The following is a 21,863-nucleotide window of genomic DNA, read 5'->3' on the forward strand; positions in this document are numbered from 1 at the left end:
GGTGTGCGTCATGTGCCGCTGGCTTGTCTACTCGGGTACGCCCGTCCTGCTCAGGGACGTGCTCTACCGGCCGGTGCCGTCGCTGATCGACCAGAGTCTGCGCTCGCGGATGGGCGTCGAGACCACCAACGGCGACGGGTTCGGCGTCGGCTGGTACACCGGTGACATCGAGACCCCGGCGATCGTCCGCGACACCGGACCGGCGTGGAACAACCGCAACCTGCGCGAGCTCGCCGACCACGTCCGCTCTCCGTTGTTCTTCGCCCACATCCGGGCCTCGACCGGCACGGCGGTGCAGCAGACCAACTGCCACCCGTTCCGCCACGGCCGCTGGATGTGGATGCACAACGGCATGATCGCCGGGTTCGACCGGCTCAGGCGCGAGCTGCTGTTCGCCGTGGACCCCGAGCTGTTCTCGTCCATCGAGGGCACGACGGACTCCGAGGTGATGTTCTACCTGGCGCTCACGTTCGGCCTGGACGAGGACCCGCCGGGAGCCGTGGCGCGCATGGCGGGCCTGGTGGAGCGGCTTGGGCACCAGATCGGCGTGGAGCACCCGCTGCAGATGACCGTCGCGACGTCGAACGGCGAGCGGGTGTGGGTGTTCCGCTACTCCAGCCGGCACGAGTCGCGGACGCTGTTCTACAGCACCTGCGTGGAGTCCCTGCGGGTGCTGCACCCGGACGTGGCGTGGCTGCACAAGCTGTCGGCCGACACGCGCATCGTGGTGTCGGAGCCGCTGGGCGACCTGCACGGCGCCTGGAACGAGCTGCCCGAGAGCACCTACGGCGTCATCCCGGCCCAGGACGGGGAGATGCTCGCCGACTTCGAGGTGCCCCGGCTCACCGGGCCGGGCGTCCGCTAGCGCAGCGGCCGGCCCGCGCGCCGCTCACCTTCCACTCGGCGCCGGGGAACGGCGACATGAAGTGGGTGAGCAGGTCCACCGCGTAGTCCGGCACCCGGCCGCCCGGGTCCAGCAGCGACACCATCTGCGGCCCGTCGGAGCCGCGCAGCGTGATCGCCTCCCCGGAGCGGGCGCCGGCGAACCCGGGCCTGGCGTCCACGGTCAGGCAGGCCAGCCGCACCCCGGCGGCGCTGATCTCCTGCCTGGCGGAGACGCGCCGCATCCGCTGGTCGTAGCGGCGCGGGGCGAGGGAGGTGACGGGGCCGAGCCGGACCGACTCGCGGAAGACGTCGGCGCCGACCTTCCGGCTCAGCCGGGCGTCGAGCCTGACATCGGGCCGCAGGTCCACGCCCTTCGCGGCGAGGTCGAGCCGCCCGTAGCCGCCCTCGAACGCGGGCGCGACGTACCCGAGCGCGGCGGGCGCCTTCAGCCCGAACGGCACCTTGCCGGGGCGGACGCGCAGCCACGACAGGCGGCGCACGGTGAGCGACAGGTCGTCGATGGTGCTGCGCCCCAGCGCGAGGTCGCCGGCGAGGTGGTAGGTGAGGAGGCCGCCGGTGTGCGGGATCTCCTTGCCGGCCGTGAAGCGCTGCCGGGCGACAGGATCGATGGTGACGCCGGCGTGCAGCTCGACCCGTTTCGTCGGCACCGGGCGGGACACCAGGTCCAGGCCGCCGCCGGGGACGAGCCGGACGGTGGTGTCGGCGGCGAGGTCGGCGACGGCCAGCGACAGCGCGCCGAGCCTGCCGGCGCGGTCCACGAGTCCGCCCTGGACGGCGAGGTGACCGTCCAAGGTGCTGGCGCCGCCCTCGGCCCGGTAGGTGACGGCCGGCGCCCGCACCTCCCCCGCCACGGCGTCGGCGTCCACGCCGAACACGGCGGGCACGTCGCCGAAGCGCGCCTCGCCGGTGCCCGCCCCGGGCACGGTGACGGCCGCGCTGAGCCGCCTCACGGCCGCGGAGTTGCGCACCCGGACGCGGGTGCGCGGCCCGTACGCGGCCTGGACGGACAGGGTGGCCGGGACCGGGTCGACGGCGAGCCGGCCGCGCAGACCGCCCGCCTCGGCGTGCACGGTGAGCGAGCCGAGCGTGGCGGCCGGCTCGACGCGGTACGCGGCCCGCACGGCGCCGCCCGCGACCTCGAACGGGCCGAGCGACATGGCGGTGACGGTCCGGGGCAGCCCCGCCACCGTGACCCTGGCCTCGACCGGCACGGGCGCGAGGACGGTGCTGCGCAGGTAGAGGCCCAGCCTGTCGCCCGCGGGCCGGTAACCGGCGAACGTGAACGTCTTCCTGGTGGCGTCCACCGTGATCCGCTCCGGCAGCCCGGTCACGTCCAGGTGACCGCGGACGGCGAAGCAGCCCCGCTCCCCCACGCAGAACGGGCCGGGAGCGCAGCCCTCGCTCCCCACCGCGCAGCCGCCGTCCACGACGGAGACGCCGCCCGCCACGGCCGGCGCCGGCGGCAGGCCGCGCAGCGCGGCCGCCTTGCCGAGCCAGGCGCGGGCCCGCACGTCCAGCCGCGAGCCGGTGTACGTCAGCGCGCCGCCGTCCACGGACACGGCGAGCCGGCCGGGCACCGGGCCCAGCCGGCCCAGCGCGCCGAAGCGCAGGTCGCCCCGGGTGACGTCGGTGTCGAGCGCGATCGTCTGCCGGGCGGCGCGGAAACCGGCGGCGAACCCGGAGCCCGCAGGGCCGAACTCGACCCGCGACAGTCCCTTCACCAGCACGCTCGCGTCGAGGTCACCGGACGCCTCGTCGTAGTGGGCCGCCAGGTGCGGGCCGGTGGGCGCCTGCGCGCCGTCGTGGTTGGTGACGGCTACGGCGGCCGAGCCGAGCGGCCCGGACAGGCCGCGGAATCGGTACCCGGCGGGATCCCACGAGGCGTCGAAGCGGGCGGGCACGCCGGTCACGCGGGCGGCGGCCCTGACGTCCCGGCCGCGCACGTGGGCCCGGGCGAGGGCCGAGACGGAGTCGACCGGGCCGGTGGCGGTCCAGGTCAGCGTCCTGGCCCCGGTGTCGGCGACCAGCCGCGCCTTCCCCCGCAACCCCCGCACCTCAGCCCACACCCCCTCGCCACGCACGCCTCCCCCGCGCGAGTCACCTTCCCCGCGCACATCACCCCCGCGCACACCTCCCCCGCGCACACCTCCCCCGCGCACATCACCCCCGCGTAGGCCGCCCCCGCGCGTGGCCGCTTCCCGCGAGGCCGGGGCGGGTGCACGGCCGGCGTGGAGCCGGACCGCGCGCAGACGCGAGGAGGTCGTCACCTCGGCCGCCGGACGCTCACCGAGCGTCCAGGACGCCTCGACCTCGCCGCGCAGCCCGAGCACGGTGCCGTCGAACGTGGGACCCGCCTTCAGGCCGGTGTACGCGGCCCGCGCCCGCCTGACGGGGCCGCCGGCACGGTAGACGGCCCGGCCGGCCACCGGGTCGAGGTCCACCTCCAGCGTGCGCGGAAGGTTGGAGACCTCCACGCCCGCCACGTGGACGCCGTCGAGGCCGGCGGCCCCGGTGAACGGCCGGTCGCTCGGCCGGACCTCCAGACGGGCCCGCGGGCGCGCGCCGTAGGTGACGTCGAACCCCGCCAGCCCGGCCAGCCGCGCCGACACGCCGAGAGCCGGCCCGTTCTTGATCATGGTGAGGTGGTGGCCGCCCGGGGTGGCCAGGGCGCCCCCGCCGCGCTGCAGCACCACGGCGAGACGGCCGAGGGGCGAGCTGGTGGTCTGGGCCAGCCGGTGCCTGGCCGGGTCGTGCACCAGCCGCACCTTCGCGGGCAGGTCGTCCAGCTCGGCCCGCAGGACGGTCCCGGCCGACGCCCGGTCGTAGTACAGCAGCCGCGCCGAGCCCGCCCCGGACCGGCCGGAGTCGACGGTCAGCGTCCGCGTGCCGTCCTCCGTGCCCTCCGGCGCGTACGCGGCCGTCAACGAGGGCGGGGCGCGGCGTACCTCGACGCTCGCCGCCCGGGACAGGCGGCCGTCCCGGTAGTGGTAGGTGCGCAGCTCGGCGCGGCGTACGGCGCTCGGGCCCGTGAAGCGGACCCGGGCGGACCCGGCGTCGCCCCGGGCGAGCTCCACCCGGGCGCGGGCGGGCATCCGGTCGAGCAGCGCCCGCGTGTACCGGCCGCGCTGGACGGCCACCGCCTCGACGGCGGCGGGCGCGGACGCGTCGAGGGCGAGGGAGACGGCGTCACGCCCGGTGGGCTCCGCGCCGGAGGCGTCGCGACCGGCGGAGTCCCCATCGGCAAGGTCACGACCGGCGGGGTCCCGGGAGGTCGCTCCCAGGGAGGCGTCCACGGTCAGCTTCTCGGTGGCGGGGGTCTGGCGCAGGCTGACCGCGGTGCGGCCGATCAGTCCGGCCACGACGGCGGCGGTGGCGCCCGGCCGGGTGCGCCGCACGTTCGCCGTCACCCTGCTGCCGGACAGGTCCACCGTGAACGTGCCCCGTTCCGCCTCCGGCAGCTCCGCGCCGCCCCGCAGTCCGTCGAACCCGACCGCCACCCGGCCGTCGTACTCGGCCCAGACGAGCGCCCTGAGGCGGCCGGCCGCGCCGGGCAGCCGGCGGACCGCGAACGCCAGCCCCGCGGCCGCCTCGCGCGGGGCGGCGGCGGGGGTGAGGACGGCCGCGAGATCGGGGACGCCGTCGCCGGTGACGTCCGCCGCGACGGGCGTGGCCACGAGCCGGGTGGCCGAGCACGAGACGGGCACGCCGGGACCGCGCACGCACAGCCGGTACGCCGGCCCGGTACCGGCGGACGCGGCGCCGGAACCTCCGGGCAGGCCCAAGGCGCCGAGGACCTTCCGGGCAGGAGCCTTCAGCGGCAGGGGCCGCGCCCGGGCTGTGTCGGGCAGCACGTCGCCCACGTCGGGGCCGCGGCCGCCCACCTGCTCGGCCGCCTCCCGCTCGATCTCGCGGACCAGCCCCGGGCCGGCGGGCGTCGTCACCTCGGGAGCGGCGGGGCCGGTGCCGTGATCGCCGGGCTCGCGCAGGGCCAGGGACGGTTCGCGGGGAACGTCCACGGCGGCGCCCGCCGGCTTCCGTACGCCGGGGACCGGCCGTACCCGCACGCCGGCGGTCGGGGTGCCGCCGTCGCGGACGGGGCTCGTGACGGCGGGACCGGCCACCCAGCCGGCGGGACCGGCGTGGACGGCGGCCGGAGTGGCCGCCAGGGTGGCACTCGCCAGGGACGCGGAGGCGAGCACGCGGACGAGCACGTGCCGTGGGAACCGCGGCATGAAACGCTTAACCCCCGAAGCGGTATCAATCATCACAACAGAAACATCTGTCACGACCTGACCACACCTGTTCACTGGGCGTCAATCTGCCGCCGACATGGGGCTCCAGCTCGTGACAGCCCGTCTCCGGCTCCCGCAGGGCCGCGACGGTCCGTGACGCCCGGCGGACCCGAGCCTCCCTCTGCTTCCGTGCTTGATCGGCGTCGACCCGGGTAGCGGGAGCCGACCACGGAGATGAAGGGAGCGAGGATCATGTCATCGGTCGCCCGCGTCACCGAGATCAGCGCGGTGTCGGAGAAGAGCTTCGAGGACGCCGTCCGAGTCGGCATCGAGAGAGCCGGCCAGACCCTGCGAGGGCTCCGGTCAGCCTGGATCAAGGAGCAGGAGGTGCAGCTCGACGAGAACGGCGGCATCACCGGCTACAAGGTCAACATGCTGATCACGTTCGTGCTGGAGTAGGGCCCGCGCCGGCCGTCTCCGCCCGGACGTACCGGGCGGAGACGGTCACCGGAAAACCCGTTGAGCGGCCGCCGGAAGGGTGGTTACCGTGGCGTGCCGTGGAGATCTACCTCACGACCGACCGGCTCGTCCTGCGCCGCTTCACCGATGCCGACGCCGATGACCTGGTCGCGCTGCACAACGACCCCGCCGTCATGCGCTTCCTCAACGGCGGCAGGCCCACGCCGCGCGAGGTGATCGTCCACGAGACACTGCCCGCGTTCGCCGCCTCCGGCTTCTTCGCCGCCGTCGAGCGGGCCACGGGCCTGTTCACCGGCTGGTTCCACCTGCGGGCGGCTCAGGGCGGCGCCTCCGACGAGCCCGAGCTGGGCTACCGCCTGCACCGGGCGCACTGGGGCAAGGGTTACGCCACGGAGGGCTCGCTGGCCCTGATCGACAAGGCCTTCGGCGAGCTGGGCGCCCGGCGCGTCTTCGCCCAGACGATGACCGTCAACCGCGGCTCACGCCGCGTCATGGAGAAGTGCGGGCTGCGCCACGTGCGCACGTTCTTCCCCGACTGGCCGGACGTCATCGACGGGTCGGAGGAGGGCGAGGTCGAGTACGAGCTCCTCCGCGCCGACTGGGAGGCCCGCCGTACCAGCTGACCCGCTCGGCGGGGCGGCGCCGGGGTGGCCGAGAGGCGCGTTCCGGACGGAGAACGTCCGGAACGCGCCCTAGCATGCGCACCATGACCGACGACACCGTCTTCAGCGAGCCGTCTTCGACCGCCGGCGAGGTCGAGATGCTGCTGTTCGCGCTCGACCGTTCCCGTGCCACGTTCGCCTGGAAGACCGGGGGCCTCGATGCGGCCGCCCTGCATCGGCCGCACCCGCCGAGCGCGATGACCCTGGCCGGGTTGATCAAGCATCTGACCCGGGTCGAGGAGGAGACGGCGGCCTGGCGCCTGTTCGGGGAGCGGCCCACGCCGCCCTGGGACACCGCCGCACGCGGCTGGGAGTGGCAGGCCGCGGCCGCCGACACGCCCGGCGAGCTCTACACCCGGTGGAGCGAGGCCGTGGCCCGCTCGCGGGCCGCCGTGGCCAGGATGCTGGCCGACGGCGGCCTTGACCGGCCCGCCGGGTTCGTCGTCACCGGGGACGGGCAAGCGCCCAACGTGCGCCGCGTGCTGGTCGACCTCCATGACGAGTACGCCCGGCACGTCGGCCACGCGGACCTGTTCCGCGAGGCGATCGACGGCCTGACGGGCGAGGATCCGCCCCAGCCGGCTTAGGTCTCCGACCGGCGGCGCGCACGGCGAACCGGCCCGGCGAGAGAACGCGGTCGGCGAGCGGACGGCGGCTGTGCGGGCTGCCGAGGCCCGGGAACGGAGGGTGCGCGGCGGGTTGACCGCGCTGCCGGTGATCTCGTGAGCTGCGCGGGCGAGCCCGAACCCCGGCTGCCGGCTTCCGCCTCCAGCCTGTCAGGCTGGTGTACTGGTCGGACCAGTCACTAAGGTGGGCGGCATGACGGGATACGAGGGGTTGTTCCGCCTGGACGGGCGGCGGGCTGTGGTCATCGGGGCCGGGAGCGGCATCGGACGGGAGGCGGCGCTGGCGCTGGCCGCCCAGGGCGCCGAGGTGGTGTGCGCCGACCGCGACGTGGCCGCCGCCCGGGAGACGGCCGGCCGGTGCGGCGGGACGGCGCGGCTGCTCGACGTGCTCGACGGCGACGCCGTGCGCCAGGCGGCCGCGGACGAGCCTGCCGACGTGCTGGTGTTCACGGCCGCGACGAACGTTCGCAAGCGGCTGCTCGACTACACCGCCGAGGAGTTCGGCCGCGTCGTGGACCTCAACCTGCGGGCCTCGTTCGACGTGGTGCGGGCCTTCGGGGCGGCGATGGTGGCGCGGGGCCGGGGATCGATCATCGGGTTCGCGTCGATCCGGGCGGCGGTGACGGAGCCGGGCCAGGGCGTGTACTCGGCGACGAAGGCGGGGCTGGTGCAGTTGCTGCGGACCGCCGCCGCCGAGTTCGGCCCGCACGGGGTGCGGGTCAACGCCATCGCGCCGGGCGTGGTGGAGACGCCGCTGACCCGGCAGATCAAGGACGATCCCGCCTGGTACGGCGCGTACGCGGCCAAGAGCGCGCTGGGCCGGTGGGCGCGCGCCGAGGAGATGGCCGGGGCGGTGGTCTACCTGGCGAGCGACGCGGCGAGCTTCGTGACCGGCTCGGTGCTGTACGTGGACGGAGGCTGGACCGCGGTGGACGGCCGCTTCGACCCGCCCAACTGATCGCCCCCGCGGGCGTCCCCCGAAGGGCGGTGAAACGCCGTCCGGCGGTGATGTTAGCGTTCGCAGCGGGAGAGAGCGAGAGAAGGGGGATCACGTGGAGCAGCGAGTTCTCGGCCGGACCGGCCGCCGGGTGGGCGTGGTGGGGCTCGGCGCGTGGCAGCTCGGCGCCGACTGGGGCGAGGTGCCCGAACAGGAGGCGCTGGCGACGCTGGCCGCCGCCGCGGACGCCGGGATGACGTTCATCGACACGGCCGACGTCTACGGGGACGGGACCAGTGAGCGGCTCGTCGGCCGGTTCCTGAAGTCCCGCCCGGGGCACGGCATCACGGTGGCGACCAAGATGGGCCGCCGGATGCCGCAGGAGCCGGGCAACTACACGCTCGCCAACTTCCGCGCCTGGACCGATCGCTCCCGGGCCAACCTGGGCGTCGACGTGCTGGACCTGGTCCAGCTGCACTGCCCGCCGACGGCCGTCTACTCCTCCGGCGAGGTGTTCGACGCGCTCGACACGCTGGTCGCCGAGCAGCGGATCGCGGCGTACGGCGTCAGCGTGGAGACGCGCGCGGAGGCGCTGACCGCGATCGCGCGGCCGGGCGTGGCGAGCGTGCAGATCATCCTCAACATGCTGCGGCTCGGCCCGCTGGCGGAGGTGCTGCCCGCGGCGCGCGAGGCGGGCGTGGGCGTCATCGCGCGGGTGCCGCTGGCCAGCGGCCTGCTGTCGGGCAGGTACGACGAGAACACGACGTTCGCGGCGAACGACCACCGGACCTTCAACCGGCACGGCGAGGCTTTCGACGTCGGCGAGACGTTCTCGGGGGTGGAGTTCTCGACGGGGCTGGCGGCGGTGCGACGGCTGGCGCCGCTCGTGCCGGACGGCGCGACCATGGCGCAGTTCGCGCTGCGCTGGATCATCGACCAGCCCGGGGTGAGCGTGGTGATCCCGGGCGCCCGCAACCCGGAGCAGGCCCGGTCCAACGCGGCCGCCGCGGATCTGGCGCCGCTGGCGGAGCGGCACCTGGAGGCCGTGCGCGAGGTCTACGAGGAACTCCTCGCACCGCAGGTGGCCGACCGCTGGTGACCTCCCCGGGCGACCGGGTCGCGGGTGACCGGGCCCGCGTGACGCGGGTCAGTCGCGGCGGCCCGGCCAGGCGGCCAGGGCCACCTCGGCGATCGTGGCGAGCTCCTCCGGCCCGGCGCCGTCACGGGCGCGCTGCGACATGCCCTGGATGACGGCCCCGAAGTAACCGGCCAGCGCGCGGGGATCGGCGCCGGCGGGCAGCTCGCCCCGCTCGCGCGCCTCGCGCAGCCGCGCCTCGAAGACGACGAGGTTGGCGTTGCGCAGGTCGCGAAGGTACTCCCCCACCTCGGCGTCCTGGACGGTGACGTTGGTGGCCGCGCAGATGGTCAGGCAGCCCGCCGGATGCGACGGGTCGGGGTAGATCGACGCCGCCTCGCGCAGGATCCGGGCGAAGGCGCCGTACGCCGTCGGCTCCTCGCGCAGGGCGTCGGCCATGAAGGTGCCGAGCGGCGAGCGCCCGTAGGTTTCCACCACTTCCCTGAACAGGGCCTTCTTGTCGCCGAACGCGGCGTAGAGGCTGCCGGGCCGGATGCCCATCGCCTCGGTCAGCTCGCCGACCGAGGTCGCCTCGTAGCCGCGCTCCCAGAACAGCCGCGTCGCCTCGGCCAGCGCCGTGTCCCGGTCGAAGCCGCGCGGGCGGCCCCGCGTCCCCCCTGTCGTCGCCATGCCCTCATTCTAGAGCGCTCACTCAAGAATCCGTGCTACTGTATTTCTTGAGTGACCGCTCAACAAATAGGAGGCATGTCATGAGCAAGCCGTTGGACGGCAAGATCGCACTGGTCACCGGTGGGAGCCGCGGGATCGGCCGGGCCATCGCCGAGCGGCTGGGCCGCGACGGAGCGGTCGTGGCCGTCGCGTACGCCCGCGAAGAGGTCGCCGCCAAGGAGGTCGTGGCGCGCATCGAAGGCGGCGGCGGCCGGGCGTTCCCGCTCCGCGCGGAGCTGGGCGGCCACGGTGACGCGGTGGCGCTGTGGGACGCCTTCGACGCCGCGGTCGCCGCCTACGCGCCGCGGGGAGGCGTGGACATCATCGTCAACAACGCCGCCATCGCCACCAGTTCGGACCTGGACGGGCTCACGGAGGAGGAGTTCGACCAGGTGTTCGCGGTGAACGTCCGGGCGCCGTTCTTCATCGTCAAGGAGGCGCTGCGGCGGGGGCTGCGCGACGGCGGGCGCGTCGTGAACATCTCCAGCGGGGTCACCCGCATCGCGCTGCCCGACGTCATCGCCTACTCCGCCACCAAGGGGGCCCTCGATGTGTTCACGCTGACGCTGGCCAAGCAGCTCGGTCCGCGCGGCATCACGGTCAACTCGGTCGCGCCCGGCTACGTGGACACCGACGTGAACGCCGGGTGGCTGAGCGACCCGGAGGCGGCGGCCCAGGCCGCGGCCGCCTCGGTGTTCGGCCGGATCGGGCAGCCGGACGACATCGCGGGCGTCGTGGCGTTCCTCGCCTCCGACGACGCCCGCTGGGTGACGGGCCGGGTGATCGACGCGACGGGCGGCTCCCTGCTCTGAAGCGAGGTCGCCCGGGAAGGCTCAGGGCCCGTTGTCGGTGGCGGGTGGGATCATGCCGGGCATGCGAACTCGTGCGGATTTCCGCTGGCTCGGCGAAGACGACGCCCTGGACGACGTCTACTGCGTGTCGTTCGTCCGCGACCTGTCCCCCCGGGAGGCGCTCCGGCGGTTCGGCGTGGACGAGAGCACGATGGAGGAGATGACCTTCGACGAGCTGAGCGAGCGGTCGGCGGCCAACGCCGACGGCGCGGCCGGTTGCGTCGGCGCCGTGCGGATCGGCGGCTGGACCATGGTCGTCGAGCCGGGCGGCTGGAAGCTCGCGATCGACTCCGACACGGGCGCCCGGGTCTCGGCCGGGACCGAGCTGGTGTCGGTCTGCCGCCACGACTACGCCGCCGACCGCTTCACCTGTCTGGCCGACGGCGAGGTCGTCACCTCCTTCGACCCGATCGCCCCCGGCGCGCGGGAGGGCGGCGACCCCGACCGCTTCCTCACGTGGATGCGTGAGACCGGCCTCGATCCCGGCGACGGCGACCCGCCGATCCCCGCCTGTTTCGCGCTGGCGAGCCGGATCACGGGCCTGCCGTTCACCCGCGACCTGCTGGAGCTGGGGTTCCTCGGCGCGGAGCCGCTCGAGCAGTGATCACGGGCGGATGATGGCCATGCGGGTGACCGTCAGCTCCTCGATGGCGAAGCGGGGGCCCTCACGGCCGGCGCCGCTGTCCTTGACGCCTCCGTAGGGCATGTTGTCCGCGCGGAACCCCGGCACGTCGTTGACCACCACGCCGCCCGCCTCGATGCGGTCGATCGCGGCGAAGGCCGTGGCCAGCGAGCGGGTGAAGACGCTGGCGTGCAGCCCGTACCTGGAGGCGTTGACCGCGGCGAAGGCGGCGTCGAGGCCGGGCACCGGGCGGACGCACACCACCGGGCCGAAGATCTCCTCGTCCCAGGCGGCGGCGCCGTCGGGGACGCCGGCGAGGACGGTCGGGGTGATGGCGCGGCCGTCGAGGGCGCCGCCGGTGACCAGCGTGCCGCCCGACTCGCGGACCCAGGCGAGGACGCGTTCGGTGGCGGCCGGGTCGATGAGCGGGGCGACCCGCGTCTCGGGCGAGCGGGGGTCGCCGACGACGACGTCCGCCATCCGCTCGGCCAGCAGCGCGACGAACTCGTCGTGGACGGGCTCCTCGACCAGGACCCGCTGCACGGAGATGCACGCCTGGCCGGAGGCGTAGTAGCCGCCGCGCACGACGGCCGCGGCGGCGGCCTCGAGGTCGGCGTCGGCGGCGACGACGAGGGCGGCGTTGGAGCCGAGCTCCAGCAGCACCTTGGTGGGGGCGGCGGCGCGGGCGATGGCGTGACCGGCCGACGCGGAACCGGTGAACGACACGGCGCCGATCCGGCGGTCCTCCACGAGCGCTCGCCCCACCTCGACGTCCCCCGTGACGAGCTGCACGCCCGCCGGCGGGAGCGCGCCCTCCCCGTCCGCGGCGGCGCGCAGCAGGTGGACGAGCCAGAGGGTGGCCAGGGGCGTCGCGGGAGCGGGTTTGACGATGACCGGGCAGCCCGCCGCCAGCGCGGGCGCGATCTTGTGGGCGGCCAGCAGCAGCGGATAGTTGAAGCCGGTGATCCCGACGACCACGCCGATGGGCCGCCGCGTCCAGAACCCGAACAGCCCCTCCCCCGCCGGCAGCAGGTCGAGCGGCACGGTCTCCCCGTGCAGCCGGGCCACCTCCTCGGCGGCGGTGGCCAGCGTGACGAGCGTGCGCGCCACCTCGACGCGGCAGTCCACCAGGGGCTTGCCGGTCTCCAGCACGAGCAGCCGTTCGAAGGCCTCGCGCCGGGCCGCCAGCGCGTCGTGCGCGCCCATGAGGGCGGCGCGGCGGGCGTGCGAGGGCAGCGCCGCCACGGCGGGCGCGACGGCGAGGGCCTCGTCCACGGCCCGGCGGGCCAGTTCGGCGGTGCCCACCGGGGCCGCGCCCACCACGGAGCCGTCGTACGGGAAGACGACCTCGCGGGTGGCGCCCGTCTCGACCCAGCCCGGCCCGACGGGCAACCCCTCCGGCCAGCCGTCCTCTATATCGTGAAAAATCACGCCACTCCCCCTACAGCGCTGGGAAACACGTCCAGGTACGCGGGCGCGCCGTCCCGTCCGGTGGCTGCCAGCACGGCGTGCGCCACGGCGCGGCTGAACACGTCGGCCCCGGCGGCGAGCACGTCCTGCAGGTCGTCGGCGCCGGGGGCCGGCCCGCGGCAGCCGGCCAGGCCGAAGATCGTGTCACCGTCGACCATGGTGTGGGCCGGTCTGATCGCGCGGGCCAGGCCGTCGTGGGCGACGCCCGCCAGCTTGCCGCACTGCGCCTTGGTGAGCGTGAGGTCCGTGGCGACGACGCCGATCGTGGTGTTGAACGACGTCACGGCGCCGGGCCGCCAGGCGGCGGCCTCCTGCGCGAGCGGCTCGCGCAGGTGTCCGAACTCGCCCGGCAGGCCGTACCTGGCGCCGGACAGGAACGCGCCGCCGGGGTCGAGCACGGACCCGGCGGCGTTGACCACGGCGAGGGCGGCCACGGTGGCGCCGGACGGCAGGACGGCGCTGGCCGTGCCGACGCCGCCGGCGAGTCCGCCCGCCACGGCGCCGGCGCCCGCGCCGATCGATCCGTTGCGGGCCTCGGAAGCCGACGCCGCGTCGTAGGCGGCCGCGCCCAGCGCGCCGTCCGGCACGGCGCGGAACCGGCCGCCGCGCCCCAGGTCGTAGATGACGGCGGCGGGCACGATGGGCACCACGCCACCAGCGACGGGGAAGCCCGTCCCCGCGTCCGCCAGCCGGTCCATGACGCCGCACGCCGCGCTCAGGCCGAAGGCGCTGCCGCCGGTGAGGACGACGGCGTGCACGCGTTCGACGAGATTGCGGGGATCGAGCAGCTCGGTCTCGCGCGTGCCCGGCGCGGCCCCGCGCACGTCCACCCCGGCCACCATGCCGCCGGGGGGCGCGAGCACGACGGTCGTGCCGGTGCGGTGGCCGTCGCCGATCCGCTCGGCGTGACCGACCCGCAGCCCGGCCACGTCCACCAGCGCGTTCGCGGCGCCCGCCACCGGCCCCGCCACCCGGCCCGGCCCGGTGCTCACGGCAGGTCCCGGGTGAGGAAGCGTCGGGCGGCCTCGGCGAAGACGCGGGTGCACCGGACGATCTCGGCCACCTCGACGTACTCGTCGGCCTGGTGCGCGATCCACTTGCCGCCCGGCCCGTAGACGACGGACGGGATGCCGCCCCAGTGGGTGAGCACGGTCCCGTCGGTCGAGCCGGGCACCCCGCCGTAGACGGGCTCCGCGCCCGTGACGGCCCGATGGGCGGCGGCGAGCGCGACCACGACCGGGTCGTCCACGGGCACGTCCACCGGTGGCCGGTCCACCAGGATCGAAACCTCGGCGGCGATCCCGTCGCGGGCGGTGAGCGCGCCGACCCGGCCGGCGATCTCCTGGTGGTCCACGCCGGGGATCGTCCGCACGTCCACGAACACCGAGGCGACGGCGGGGATGACGTTCACCTGCTCCTCGGTGCCGGCCCGGACGACGGTCGGCGTCACGTACACCTCGCCCAGGTGCTCGTGCGCCGGGTGGCGTTCCTGCAGCTCCTTCTCCAGCGTCTCCAGGGCGGCCAGCAGCGACGCGGCAGCCGGGATGGGGTTGCGGCCGTGGCGGGGCATCGCGCCGTGCGCCATCTTGCCGGTGAGGTCGATCCGCAGTCGCAGCGCGCCCTTGGCGACCGCGCAGATCTCGCCCGCCTCGGGCTCGGCGACGATGGCGCCGTCGACGTCCGCCGCGAGTCCCTCGGCGACGAAGTGGTGGGCGCCGATCATCAGGCCCTCCTCGTCGGCCAGCGCGCACACCTTGATCCGGCCGGGGAACGGCCCGGCGAGCTGCAGCGCCCGGGTGGCGTAGAGGGTGGCGGCCAGGCCGGACTTCATGTCGGCGCTGCCGCGGCCCCACAGCCGTCCGTCGCGGATCTCGCCGCCGAACGGGTCCACCGTCCACTCCGACAGGTCGCCCTCGGTGACCACGTCGGTGTGCCCCTCGAACATGAGCGTCGGCCCGTCGCCCCCACCGCCCTCGACGACGGCCACCACGTTCGGCCGGCCGGGCGCCGCCTCGTGGACTGCGGGCTCCCAGCCCCATTCGCGCATCTTCGCCACGACCAGGTCGGCGGCCGGCCGTTCGCTGCGGCCCCGCGCCGGGTCGTTGGTGCTGGGGACGCGCACCAGCGCCTGCGTGAACTCCACGACCCCCTGGGCGTCGACCTCGATCACAGCAATCCCTCCAAGGTGGGTACGGCCTGCAGGAGCGTGCGGGTGTACGGATGAGCCGGCCGGGCCCAGACGTCGTCCACCGGGCCCGTCTCCACGATCTCGCCGCCGTTCATGACCGCGACGGTCTCGCAGACGTGCCGGACCACCGCCAGGTCGTGGGAGACGAAGACGAGGGTGAGGCCGTGCTCGTCGACCAGGTCGGCCAGCAGGTTGAGTATCTGGCCGCGTACCGACACGTCGAGCGCGCTGACCGGCTCGTCGGCGACGAGCACGGTGGGGCGGGGCGCGAGGGCGCGGGCGATGGCGATGCGCTGGCGCTGGCCGCCGGAGAACTGGTGGGGGTAGCGGTCGGCGGCCGAGGCGGGCAGCCCGACCTCCTCCAGGAGCTCGGCGACGCGCCCGCCGACGGGCCGGCCGAGGGCGACCAGCGGCTCGGCGACGATGTCGCGCACCCGCATGCGCGGGTCGAGGGAGCTCATCGGGTCCTGGAAGACGATCTGCAGGTCGCGCCGCAGGAAGGCGAGCCGCCGTTCGGGCAGGCCGGTGATCTCCTGGCCGTCGAACCGGATGGAGCCGCCGGTGGGCCGGTCGAGCGCGCACAGCAGCCGCAGCAGCGTGGACTTACCGGAGCCGGACTCGCCGACGATGCCGTGGCGCTCGCCGCGCCGCACGGTGAGCGAGACGCCCTTCAGCGCGTGCACGGCCTCACCCGGCCGGGTGAGGGAGGTGCGGGGGCGGCGGTAGACGCGGGTGACGTCGCGCGCCTCGATCAGGGGGTCACCCGTGGGGGTGCCAGCACGCGAAGGCATGGCCGTCTCCTGTCAGCGCGGGTTCGCTCTCGCAGGCGGGGGTGGCGTGCGGGCAGCGGTTGCGGAACACGCACCCTCCGGGGAAGTGGCCGGCGGGCGGGACGCTGCCGGCGATGGTGGCCAGCCGGGTGCCGCGCGGGGTGAGCCGGGAGGCGGCCAGCAGGCCCTCGGTGTAGCGGTGGCGAGGGCGGGCGAACACCTCGCGGAGGGGGCCGGACTCGACGACGCGCCCGCCGTACATGACGAGGACGCGGTCGCAGACCGAGGCGACCACGGCCAGGTCGTGGGTGATGAACAGCAGCGCGGGCGCGACCTCGGCGATGAGTTCCAGCATCTGTTTCTGGACGGTGACGTCGAGCGCGGTGGTGGGCTCGTCGCAGATGAGCAGGTCGGGCTCGTTGGCCAGGGCGATGGCCAGCATGACGCGCTGGCGCTGCCCGCCGGAGAGCTGGTGGGGGTAGGCGCGGGCGACCTGGGCGGGCTGCGGCAGGCGGACCCGGCCGAGCAGCTCGACGGCACGCTCGCGGGCACGGGCGGCGGGCACGCCGTGCAGGGTCATGACCTCGGTGACCTGTGCGCCGACCCGCATGAGCGGGTTGAGCGCGGTCATCGGCTCCTGGAACACCATGGAGACCCGGCGGCCGCGCAGGTCCTTGAGCCGCCGTTCGGGGACGCCGACGAGGTCGCGCCCCTCCAGCCGGGCGGTGCCGGTCGCGGTGACGCCCTCGGGGAGCAGGCCCATGAGCGACAGCGCGGTCAGCGACTTGCCGGAACCGGACTCGCCGATGAGGCCGACCCGCTCGCCGGGGGCGATGCCGAACGACACCTCGCGCACCAGCTCGACGGGGCCCGCGTGGACGCTCAGGCGGTCAACCTTCAGCACGCACCCTCCTCAGCTTGGGGTCGAGGTGGTCGCGCAGGCCGTCACCGAGCAGGTTGAAGCCGAGCACGGCCAGGGCGATCGCCAGGCCCGGCCACAGGGCCAGGCGCGGGGTGGAGAACAGCAGTTCCTGCGACTCCTGCAGCATGCGGCCCCACGACGGGGTGGGCGGCCGGGTGCCGAAGCCGAGGAACGACAGCGCCGCCTCGGCCAGGATCGCGATGGCGAACGACACCGACGCCTGCACGATGAGCACCGAGCCGATGTTCGGCAGCACGTGCCGCACCGCGATGGCGGTGCGGCGGCGGCCGGCGGCCCGGGCGGCGAGGATGTAGTCGGTCACCATGACCTGCATGGTCGCGGCGCGGGCGACGCGGGCGAACGCCGGCACGGTGGCGACCCCGATCGCGATCATCGCGGTGAGCGTGCCCGCCCCGTAGACGGCGCCGAGCATGACGGCCAGCAGCAGCGCCGGGAAGGCGAACACCAGGTCGTTGACCCGCATGACCAGCTCCGCCTGCCAGCCGCGAGGCGTCATCCCGGCGAGCACGCCGAGCGGGGTGCCGAGCAGGGCGGCGATGCCGACGGCGACGACGCCGACGTAGAGGGTGGTGCGGGCGCCGACCATGAGCTGGCTCAGCGTGTCGCGGCCGAACTTGTCGGCGCCGAGGAGGTGGCCGCCGCCGGGTTCGCGCAGCTTGTTCGCGGCGTCGACGTAGGTGGGGTCGTGGGGGGTCCACACGAACGAGACGAGCGCGGCGAGCACGACCAGGCCCACCAGCGCGCCGCCGGTGACGAGGGCGGTGTTGACCCGGCCCCTCACCGCGTGCCCCGCAGCCGCGGGTCGAGCGCCGCGTAGCAGACGTCCACCACGAAGTTGATCAGCAGGACGGCCACGACGAGCACCATCACCACCCCCTGGACGAGCAGCAGGTCGCGGCCGGCGACGCCGTTGAGCAGCAGGTCGCCGAGGCCGGGGATGACGAACACCCGCTCCACCACGACCGCGCCGACGAGCAGCGTGGCGAGCTGCAGGCCGAGCACGGTGACCACGGGGACGGCGGCGTTGCGCAGCCCGTGCCGCCACAGCGCGCCCATCCGGCCGCGGCCCTTGGCGCGGGCGGTGCGCAGGTAGTCCTCGCGCATCACGTCGAGCACGGCGCTGCGCACGTACCGGGTGAGCACGGCGGCCTGCACGAGGCCGAGTGACAGCCAGGGCAGCAGCAGGCCGCGCAGCCACCCGGCGGGGTCCTCGGCGAGCGGCACGTACCCGCCGGAGGGCAGCGCCTGCGCCCGCACGGCGAAGACGAACACCAGCAGGATGCCCGCGAGGAACGCCGGGACGGCGAGGCCGACCTGGCTGGCGGCGCTGATGGCCGCGCCGAGCGGGTCGCGGTGGTGGACGGCGGCGAACGTGCCCACCGGCACCGCGACGAGCAGCGCGATGAGCATGCCACCGGCCACGAGCACCGCCGTCACGCCGAGCCGGTCGCCGATCTGCTCGCCGACGGGTGAGCTGGTGACGTAGGAGGTGCCGAAGTCGCCCTGGAGCAGCCCGCCGAACCAGTCGAGGAACTGGACGACGGGCGGCCGGTCGGTGCCGAACTCGGCGCGCAGCCGCGCCACCGCCTCAGGTGTGGCGTTGACGCCGAGCGCGATCTCGGCCGGGTCGCCGGGCAGCACCGCCATGAACGCGAAGACGACGGCCCCGGCGACGGCGGTGCTGGCCAGGAGCACCGCCAGGCGCTTGAGCAGGTAGAGGATCACTGCTTGGCGAGTCCCGTGAAGTCGAAGGACTCGGAGATCGCGTTCTTCGGCAGGCCGGTGACGCCCTTCTCGGCCACGATCAGGTTGGGGAAGAGGAACAGCCAGTCGGCCGCGGCGTCGTCGGACAGCAGTTTGGCGGCCTTCTTGAGGTCCTCGGTCTGCTGCTGTTCGGTGCCCTCGTCGGCGGAGGCGAGCAGCTTGCCGAACTCGGGGTTGTCGTAGCGGAAGTAGTACGACTTGTCGGCGAATATGCCCATGTCGTGGGGCTCGACGTGGTTGATGATGGACAGGTCGTAGTCGGCCTGCTTGAAGACCACGTCCAGCCACCGGGCGGGGAACTCCAGCGGCTCGATGTCGGCCGTGATGCCCACCTGGGCGAGCTGCGACTTGACCACCTGGGCGGAGGCCACGGCGTACGGCAGGTTGGGGATGCGCATCTTGACGGTGTACGTCCTGCCGCCGAGCAGTTCCTTGGCCTTGGCGACGTCGTAGGGGTAGTCGCCGGTGCGGTCCTCGTACCAGGGGTCGGTGGGCGGCACCATCGAGCCGATCGGCCGGCCCCGCCCGGCCCAGGCGGTGTCGAGCAGCGCCTTGTGGTCGATGGCGTGCCGGACAGCCTGGCGCACCTTCTTGTCGTCGAACGGGGGGCGGCCGTTGTTCATCGACAGCACCACCTCGCCGTTGGTGGTGCCCTCGACCGTCTGGAAGCGGGCCGGGTCGGCGAACTGCTGGAGCGACTCGGGGGCCTGGACCGCGGAGATGACGTCGATGCCGCCGGTGAGCAGCGCGTTGTTCATGGCGGTGGCGTCCTTGAAGTACTTCAGCGTGACGGCCGGGAGCGCGGGCCTGGCACCCCAGTACTTCGGGTTGGCGTCGAGCCGGATGGAGTCGCCGCGCTTCCACGCGGCCAGCTGGTAGGGACCGGTGCCGACGGGCTTGTTGGCCAGGTCGGCGACGCCGGTGCGGCTGAACATCGCGCCGAGGCGGGTGGCCAGCGCGTAGAGGAAGTCGTTGCTGGGCCGCTTCAGCGTGACGACGGCGGTCGTGTCGTCCTTCTTCTCGACCTTGTCGATGACGTCGAGCTTCGACTTGATCTTCAGCTTCCAGTCGGTCCTGACCCGGTCGAGGGAGAAGACGACGTCGTCGGCGGTGAACGGGGCGCCGCTGGTGAAGGTGACGTTCGGGCGGAGGGTGAAGGTGTAGGTCCGGCGGTCCGGCGAGACCTCCCACTTCTCGGCCAGCAACGGCTGGATCGTGCCGTCCTGGCCGAGCTTGACCAGTCCCTCGTAGACGTTGACCAGCAACGCCTGCGGGATGGCCGCGCCCTCGGTCGAGGTGAAGTCGAGATTGGCCGGCTCCGCCACGAACCCGACCGTCAGCGACCCGCCCTTGGCCGCGCCGCCCCCGCCGGAGCCGCCGCCGCAGGCGGCCGCGCTCATCAGGAGACCGCCCAGGGCGATCCAGATGCCGATGCGCCTCATGTCCCAAGCCTCCTGGCTAGTGCACTGGTCTGACCAGTAGGCTATGCACATTGCCAGTCCACGACGGCTCAGGTCAAGGGGGCTTTGATGGGTGGTCCACGCTTCGAGCCGGTGCGGGCCGTACGCGCCTACGAACGGATCGTGGAGCAGATCGAGGAGGCCGTCGAGAGCGGGGCGCTCGCCCCCGGGCAGCGGCTGCCCAGCGAGCGCGACCTCATGGGGCAGTTCTCGGTGAGCCGGTCCACGGTCCGTGAGGCGCTGCGGGTGCTGCAGGCGCGCGGCCTGGTCCGGTCCCGGCCGGGCGACCCCAACGGCGCCGAGGTGCTGCCGTTCACCCCCGCCGCGCTGCACAAGTCGATGACGACGCTCGCCCGGGTGCAGGGGCTGTCGCTGGCGGAGCTGGTGCAGTTCCGCATGGTCCTCGACTCCTCGGCCAACCTGCTGGCCGCGCGGCTGCGCACCGACGAGCAGCTCGCGGAGATGGACGCGGCCATCGACCGGATGCGCGAGGCGGTCGAGCAGGACTACGACGCCTTCAGCGCGGCCGACGTGGCCTTCCACGACGCGGTGGCGCGGGCCAGCCGCAACAAGCTCATCCAGATCTGCACCGAGGTGGTCCGCTCGATCGTGCTCGGCCTGGTCTCGGGCCGGATCGCCGAGGCGGACGACCGGGTGGCGCTGATGCGGCGGAGCATCCGCCACCACGAGGAGGTGCTGGCCGCCGTCCGCGCCGGCGACGGCCCGCTCGCGGCCCGGCTGTCGCGCCGCACCATGTACGACTACTACGTGGGGTACGTGCCGGCGGAGGAGCGCGCGGCGCTGCGCGCGCTGCTGGAGTAGCCCCGCGCCGGCGTCCTGTGCGCGGCGGCCGTCGGGCGATCCGCCGGTGGACCGCCCGCGCCGGCGCCCCGTGCGCGGCGCTCCGGCCTGGCGCGGGGTCAGCCGCCGGACGCCTCCTCGGCGGCATCGCGCATGCGGCGCAGAATCTCCCCGAGTATCGGCCCGGAGGTGGCGAAGTTCAGCCGCGCGAAGCCGTCCCCGCCCGGACCGAAGGCCGGACCGCCGCTGAGCATGACGCCCGCCCGCCGCAGGAAGAACTCCGCCGGGTCGGCGCCGAGCCCCAGAGCGCGGCAGTCGAGCCAGGCGAGGTAGGTCGCCTCGGGCAGGTGGTGCCGCACCCCGTCGGGCAGCGACGCGGCGACCAGTTCGCGGTTCCTGGCGAGGGTGGCGCGTACCTCGGCGAGGTAGCTGTCGCCGTCCTGCCAGGCGGCCAGCGTGGCGAGCACGCCGAGGGAGCTGACCTCGCCGAACAGCAGCGGCGGCTGGGCGGCCAGCGCCCGGCGGACGCGGGGGTCGCCGACGTGCGCGACGGAGCAGCGCAGCCCGGCCAGGTTGAACGCCTTGCTCGCCGAGGTCAGCGTCACGGTGCGGGCGGCGTCCTCCGGACCCAGGGCGGCGAACGGGACATGGCGGTGCGGCTGGTGTACGAGGTCGGAGTGGATCTCGTCGGAGATGACGAGGAGGTCGTGCCGGTCGGCGACCTCCGCGATCGCGGCCAGTTCGTCGCGGCCGAACGCCCGGCCGGTGGGGTTGTGCGGGTTGACCAGGATGAGGGCCCGGCACCCGTGCCGCGCGACGTCCTCGGCCAGCCGGTCGGCGTCGAAGCGCCAGCCGTGGCCGTCGTCGACCATGGGGATGGGGACGAGCGGGCGATCCATGTCCGTCAGCGTCTTGATGAACGGGGGGTAGGCGGGCGTGTGCACGGCCACGGCGTCGCCGGGCCGGGTGGTGACGTGCAGCAGCACCTGCAGCGCCTGGATCAGCTCGGTGAAGTGGTGGACGTGCGACGGGTCCAGGGTCCAGTCGTGCAGCCGCTTCATCCGTTCGGCGAAGGCCTCGTTGAGCGGGTTCGCCCACGGCTGGTCGTCCCAGGCGGGGTAGCCCAGATCGACCTCGATGGCGCGCGCCAGCGCTTCGCGTACCGGGGGAGGCACCGGGAAGTCCATGTCGGCGATCCAGGCAGGCAGCACCTCCGGCCCGGCCTGCGCCCACTTCACTCCGGGGCGCAGCCGCAGGACTTCGAGGTCGAGATCGTCGAACATGGGGCTCCGTTCGCTGTCCACGATCCAATTGGATTGCCATTAGACCATTGATGGGCTCTACGTT

At 74.4% G+C, this 21,863-nt stretch carries 20 protein-coding genes; 9 read left to right on the plus strand and 11 right to left on the minus strand.

Annotated features, from left to right (window positions below; genetic code table 11):
• Positions 1-10: 10 nt before the first annotated feature.
• Positions 11-865: a class II glutamine amidotransferase gene (locus CXR44_RS31330; RefSeq protein ID WP_101789758.1), complete on the plus strand. Its 855-nt coding sequence runs from the start codon at positions 11-13 to the stop codon at positions 863-865.
• Here the strand turns inward: CXR44_RS31330 and CXR44_RS39125 are convergent.
• Entirely contained in the window at positions 843-5,138 is a 4,296-nt protein-coding gene (locus tag CXR44_RS39125) for a hypothetical protein (RefSeq protein WP_144070156.1), read from the minus strand. The genes CXR44_RS31330 and CXR44_RS39125 overlap by 23 nt on opposite strands.
• 252 nt (positions 5,139-5,390) lie before the next feature.
• Here CXR44_RS39125 and CXR44_RS31340 point away from each other — a divergent pair, with 252 nt between their 5' ends.
• The 5 genes from CXR44_RS31340 to CXR44_RS31360 all read left to right on the plus strand — a co-directional run bounded on the left by CXR44_RS31340 (position 5,391) and on the right by CXR44_RS31360 (position 8,942).
• Positions 5,391-5,597 carry a dodecin family protein gene (locus CXR44_RS31340; protein ID WP_101789819.1) on the plus strand — a complete coding sequence of 69 codons (207 nt, stop codon included), beginning with the start codon at positions 5,391-5,393 and terminating at the stop codon, positions 5,595-5,597.
• A gap of 98 nt (positions 5,598-5,695) precedes the next feature.
• Positions 5,696-6,241 (plus strand): GNAT family N-acetyltransferase, encoded by a 546-nt coding sequence (locus CXR44_RS31345; protein WP_101789759.1) that lies wholly within the window; start codon positions 5,696-5,698, stop codon positions 6,239-6,241.
• 83 nt (positions 6,242-6,324) lie between these two features.
• Positions 6,325-6,867, plus strand: a complete 543-nt coding sequence (locus CXR44_RS31350; protein WP_245899615.1) for a mycothiol transferase — start codon at positions 6,325-6,327, stop codon at positions 6,865-6,867.
• A gap of 232 nt (positions 6,868-7,099) precedes the next feature.
• Positions 7,100-7,864, plus strand: coding sequence for an SDR family NAD(P)-dependent oxidoreductase (locus CXR44_RS31355; RefSeq protein WP_101789761.1), 765 nt, complete (start codon positions 7,100-7,102; stop codon positions 7,862-7,864).
• A 94-nt stretch (positions 7,865-7,958) separates the two neighbouring features.
• The gene (locus tag CXR44_RS31360; RefSeq protein ID WP_101789762.1) at positions 7,959-8,942 is read left to right on the plus strand and encodes an aldo/keto reductase; all 984 of its coding nucleotides are present in this window, start codon (positions 7,959-7,961) and stop codon (positions 8,940-8,942) included.
• Positions 8,943-8,990: 48 nt separating this feature from the next.
• On the opposite strand, the gene CXR44_RS31365 is transcribed toward CXR44_RS31360, so the two are convergent.
• Complete coding sequence (locus CXR44_RS31365) at positions 8,991-9,608, minus strand: TetR/AcrR family transcriptional regulator (protein ID WP_101789763.1); 618 nt, start codon at positions 9,606-9,608, stop codon at positions 8,991-8,993.
• An 80-nt stretch (positions 9,609-9,688) separates the two neighbouring features.
• Between CXR44_RS31365 and CXR44_RS31370 the strand changes: the two genes are divergently transcribed.
• Together CXR44_RS31370 and CXR44_RS31375 are read left to right on the plus strand one after the other, a co-directional pair.
• Positions 9,689-10,459, plus strand: coding sequence for an SDR family oxidoreductase (locus CXR44_RS31370; protein WP_101789764.1), 771 nt, complete (start codon positions 9,689-9,691; stop codon positions 10,457-10,459).
• 61 nt (positions 10,460-10,520) lie between these two features.
• Positions 10,521-11,102 (plus strand): DUF6461 domain-containing protein, encoded by a 582-nt coding sequence (locus CXR44_RS31375; RefSeq protein ID WP_101789820.1) that lies wholly within the window; start codon positions 10,521-10,523, stop codon positions 11,100-11,102.
• Here CXR44_RS31375 and CXR44_RS31380 read toward each other — a convergent pair whose 3' ends face one another.
• Genes CXR44_RS31380 through CXR44_RS31415 form a run of 8 tightly spaced genes read right to left on the minus strand, consistent with a single transcriptional unit; the run spans position 11,103 to position 19,697 of the window.
• A complete protein-coding gene (locus CXR44_RS31380; protein WP_245899617.1) occupies positions 11,103-12,551 on the minus strand; it encodes an aldehyde dehydrogenase family protein in 1,449 nt (482 codons plus the stop codon).
• Complete coding sequence (locus tag CXR44_RS31385) at positions 12,548-13,582, minus strand: P1 family peptidase (protein ID WP_245899619.1); 1,035 nt, start codon at positions 13,580-13,582, stop codon at positions 12,548-12,550. The genes CXR44_RS31380 and CXR44_RS31385 overlap by 4 nt, the downstream gene beginning before the upstream one ends.
• Positions 13,579-14,760: a M20 family metallopeptidase gene (locus CXR44_RS31390; RefSeq protein WP_245899620.1), complete on the minus strand. Its 1,182-nt coding sequence runs from the start codon at positions 14,758-14,760 to the stop codon at positions 13,579-13,581. The genes CXR44_RS31385 and CXR44_RS31390 overlap by 4 nt, the downstream gene beginning before the upstream one ends.
• Positions 14,757-15,569 (minus strand): ATP-binding cassette domain-containing protein, encoded by an 813-nt coding sequence (locus tag CXR44_RS31395; protein WP_180903793.1) that lies wholly within the window; start codon positions 15,567-15,569, stop codon positions 14,757-14,759. Before CXR44_RS31395 ends, CXR44_RS31390 begins: the two co-directional genes overlap by 4 nt.
• Positions 15,538-16,452 (minus strand): ABC transporter ATP-binding protein, encoded by a 915-nt coding sequence (locus CXR44_RS31400; protein WP_101789765.1) that lies wholly within the window; start codon positions 16,450-16,452, stop codon positions 15,538-15,540. Before CXR44_RS31400 ends, CXR44_RS31395 begins: the two co-directional genes overlap by 32 nt.
• Positions 16,439-17,272: an ABC transporter permease gene (locus CXR44_RS31405; protein WP_101789766.1), complete on the minus strand. Its 834-nt coding sequence runs from the start codon at positions 17,270-17,272 to the stop codon at positions 16,439-16,441. Before CXR44_RS31405 ends, CXR44_RS31400 begins: the two co-directional genes overlap by 14 nt.
• Positions 17,269-18,216 (minus strand): ABC transporter permease, encoded by a 948-nt coding sequence (locus tag CXR44_RS31410; protein WP_101789767.1) that lies wholly within the window; start codon positions 18,214-18,216, stop codon positions 17,269-17,271. Before CXR44_RS31410 ends, CXR44_RS31405 begins: the two co-directional genes overlap by 4 nt.
• Complete coding sequence (locus CXR44_RS31415) at positions 18,213-19,697, minus strand: ABC transporter substrate-binding protein (RefSeq protein WP_101789768.1); 1,485 nt, start codon at positions 19,695-19,697, stop codon at positions 18,213-18,215. Before CXR44_RS31415 ends, CXR44_RS31410 begins: the two co-directional genes overlap by 4 nt.
• Before the next feature lie 87 nt (positions 19,698-19,784).
• Between CXR44_RS31415 and CXR44_RS31420 the strand changes: the two genes are divergently transcribed.
• Positions 19,785-20,537, plus strand: a complete 753-nt coding sequence (locus tag CXR44_RS31420) for a FadR/GntR family transcriptional regulator (protein ID WP_101789769.1) — start codon at positions 19,785-19,787, stop codon at positions 20,535-20,537.
• A gap of 98 nt (positions 20,538-20,635) precedes the next feature.
• Here the strand turns inward: CXR44_RS31420 and CXR44_RS31425 are convergent, their stop codons facing one another.
• Positions 20,636-21,820, minus strand: a complete 1,185-nt coding sequence (locus CXR44_RS31425) for a MalY/PatB family protein (protein WP_245899622.1) — start codon at positions 21,818-21,820, stop codon at positions 20,636-20,638.
• Between the last annotated feature and the right edge of the window lie 43 nt (positions 21,821-21,863).

This window comes from Nonomuraea indica (assembly GCF_002850745.1).
In the GTDB taxonomy this organism is placed as follows: domain Bacteria; phylum Actinomycetota; class Actinomycetes; order Streptosporangiales; family Streptosporangiaceae; genus Nonomuraea; species Nonomuraea indica.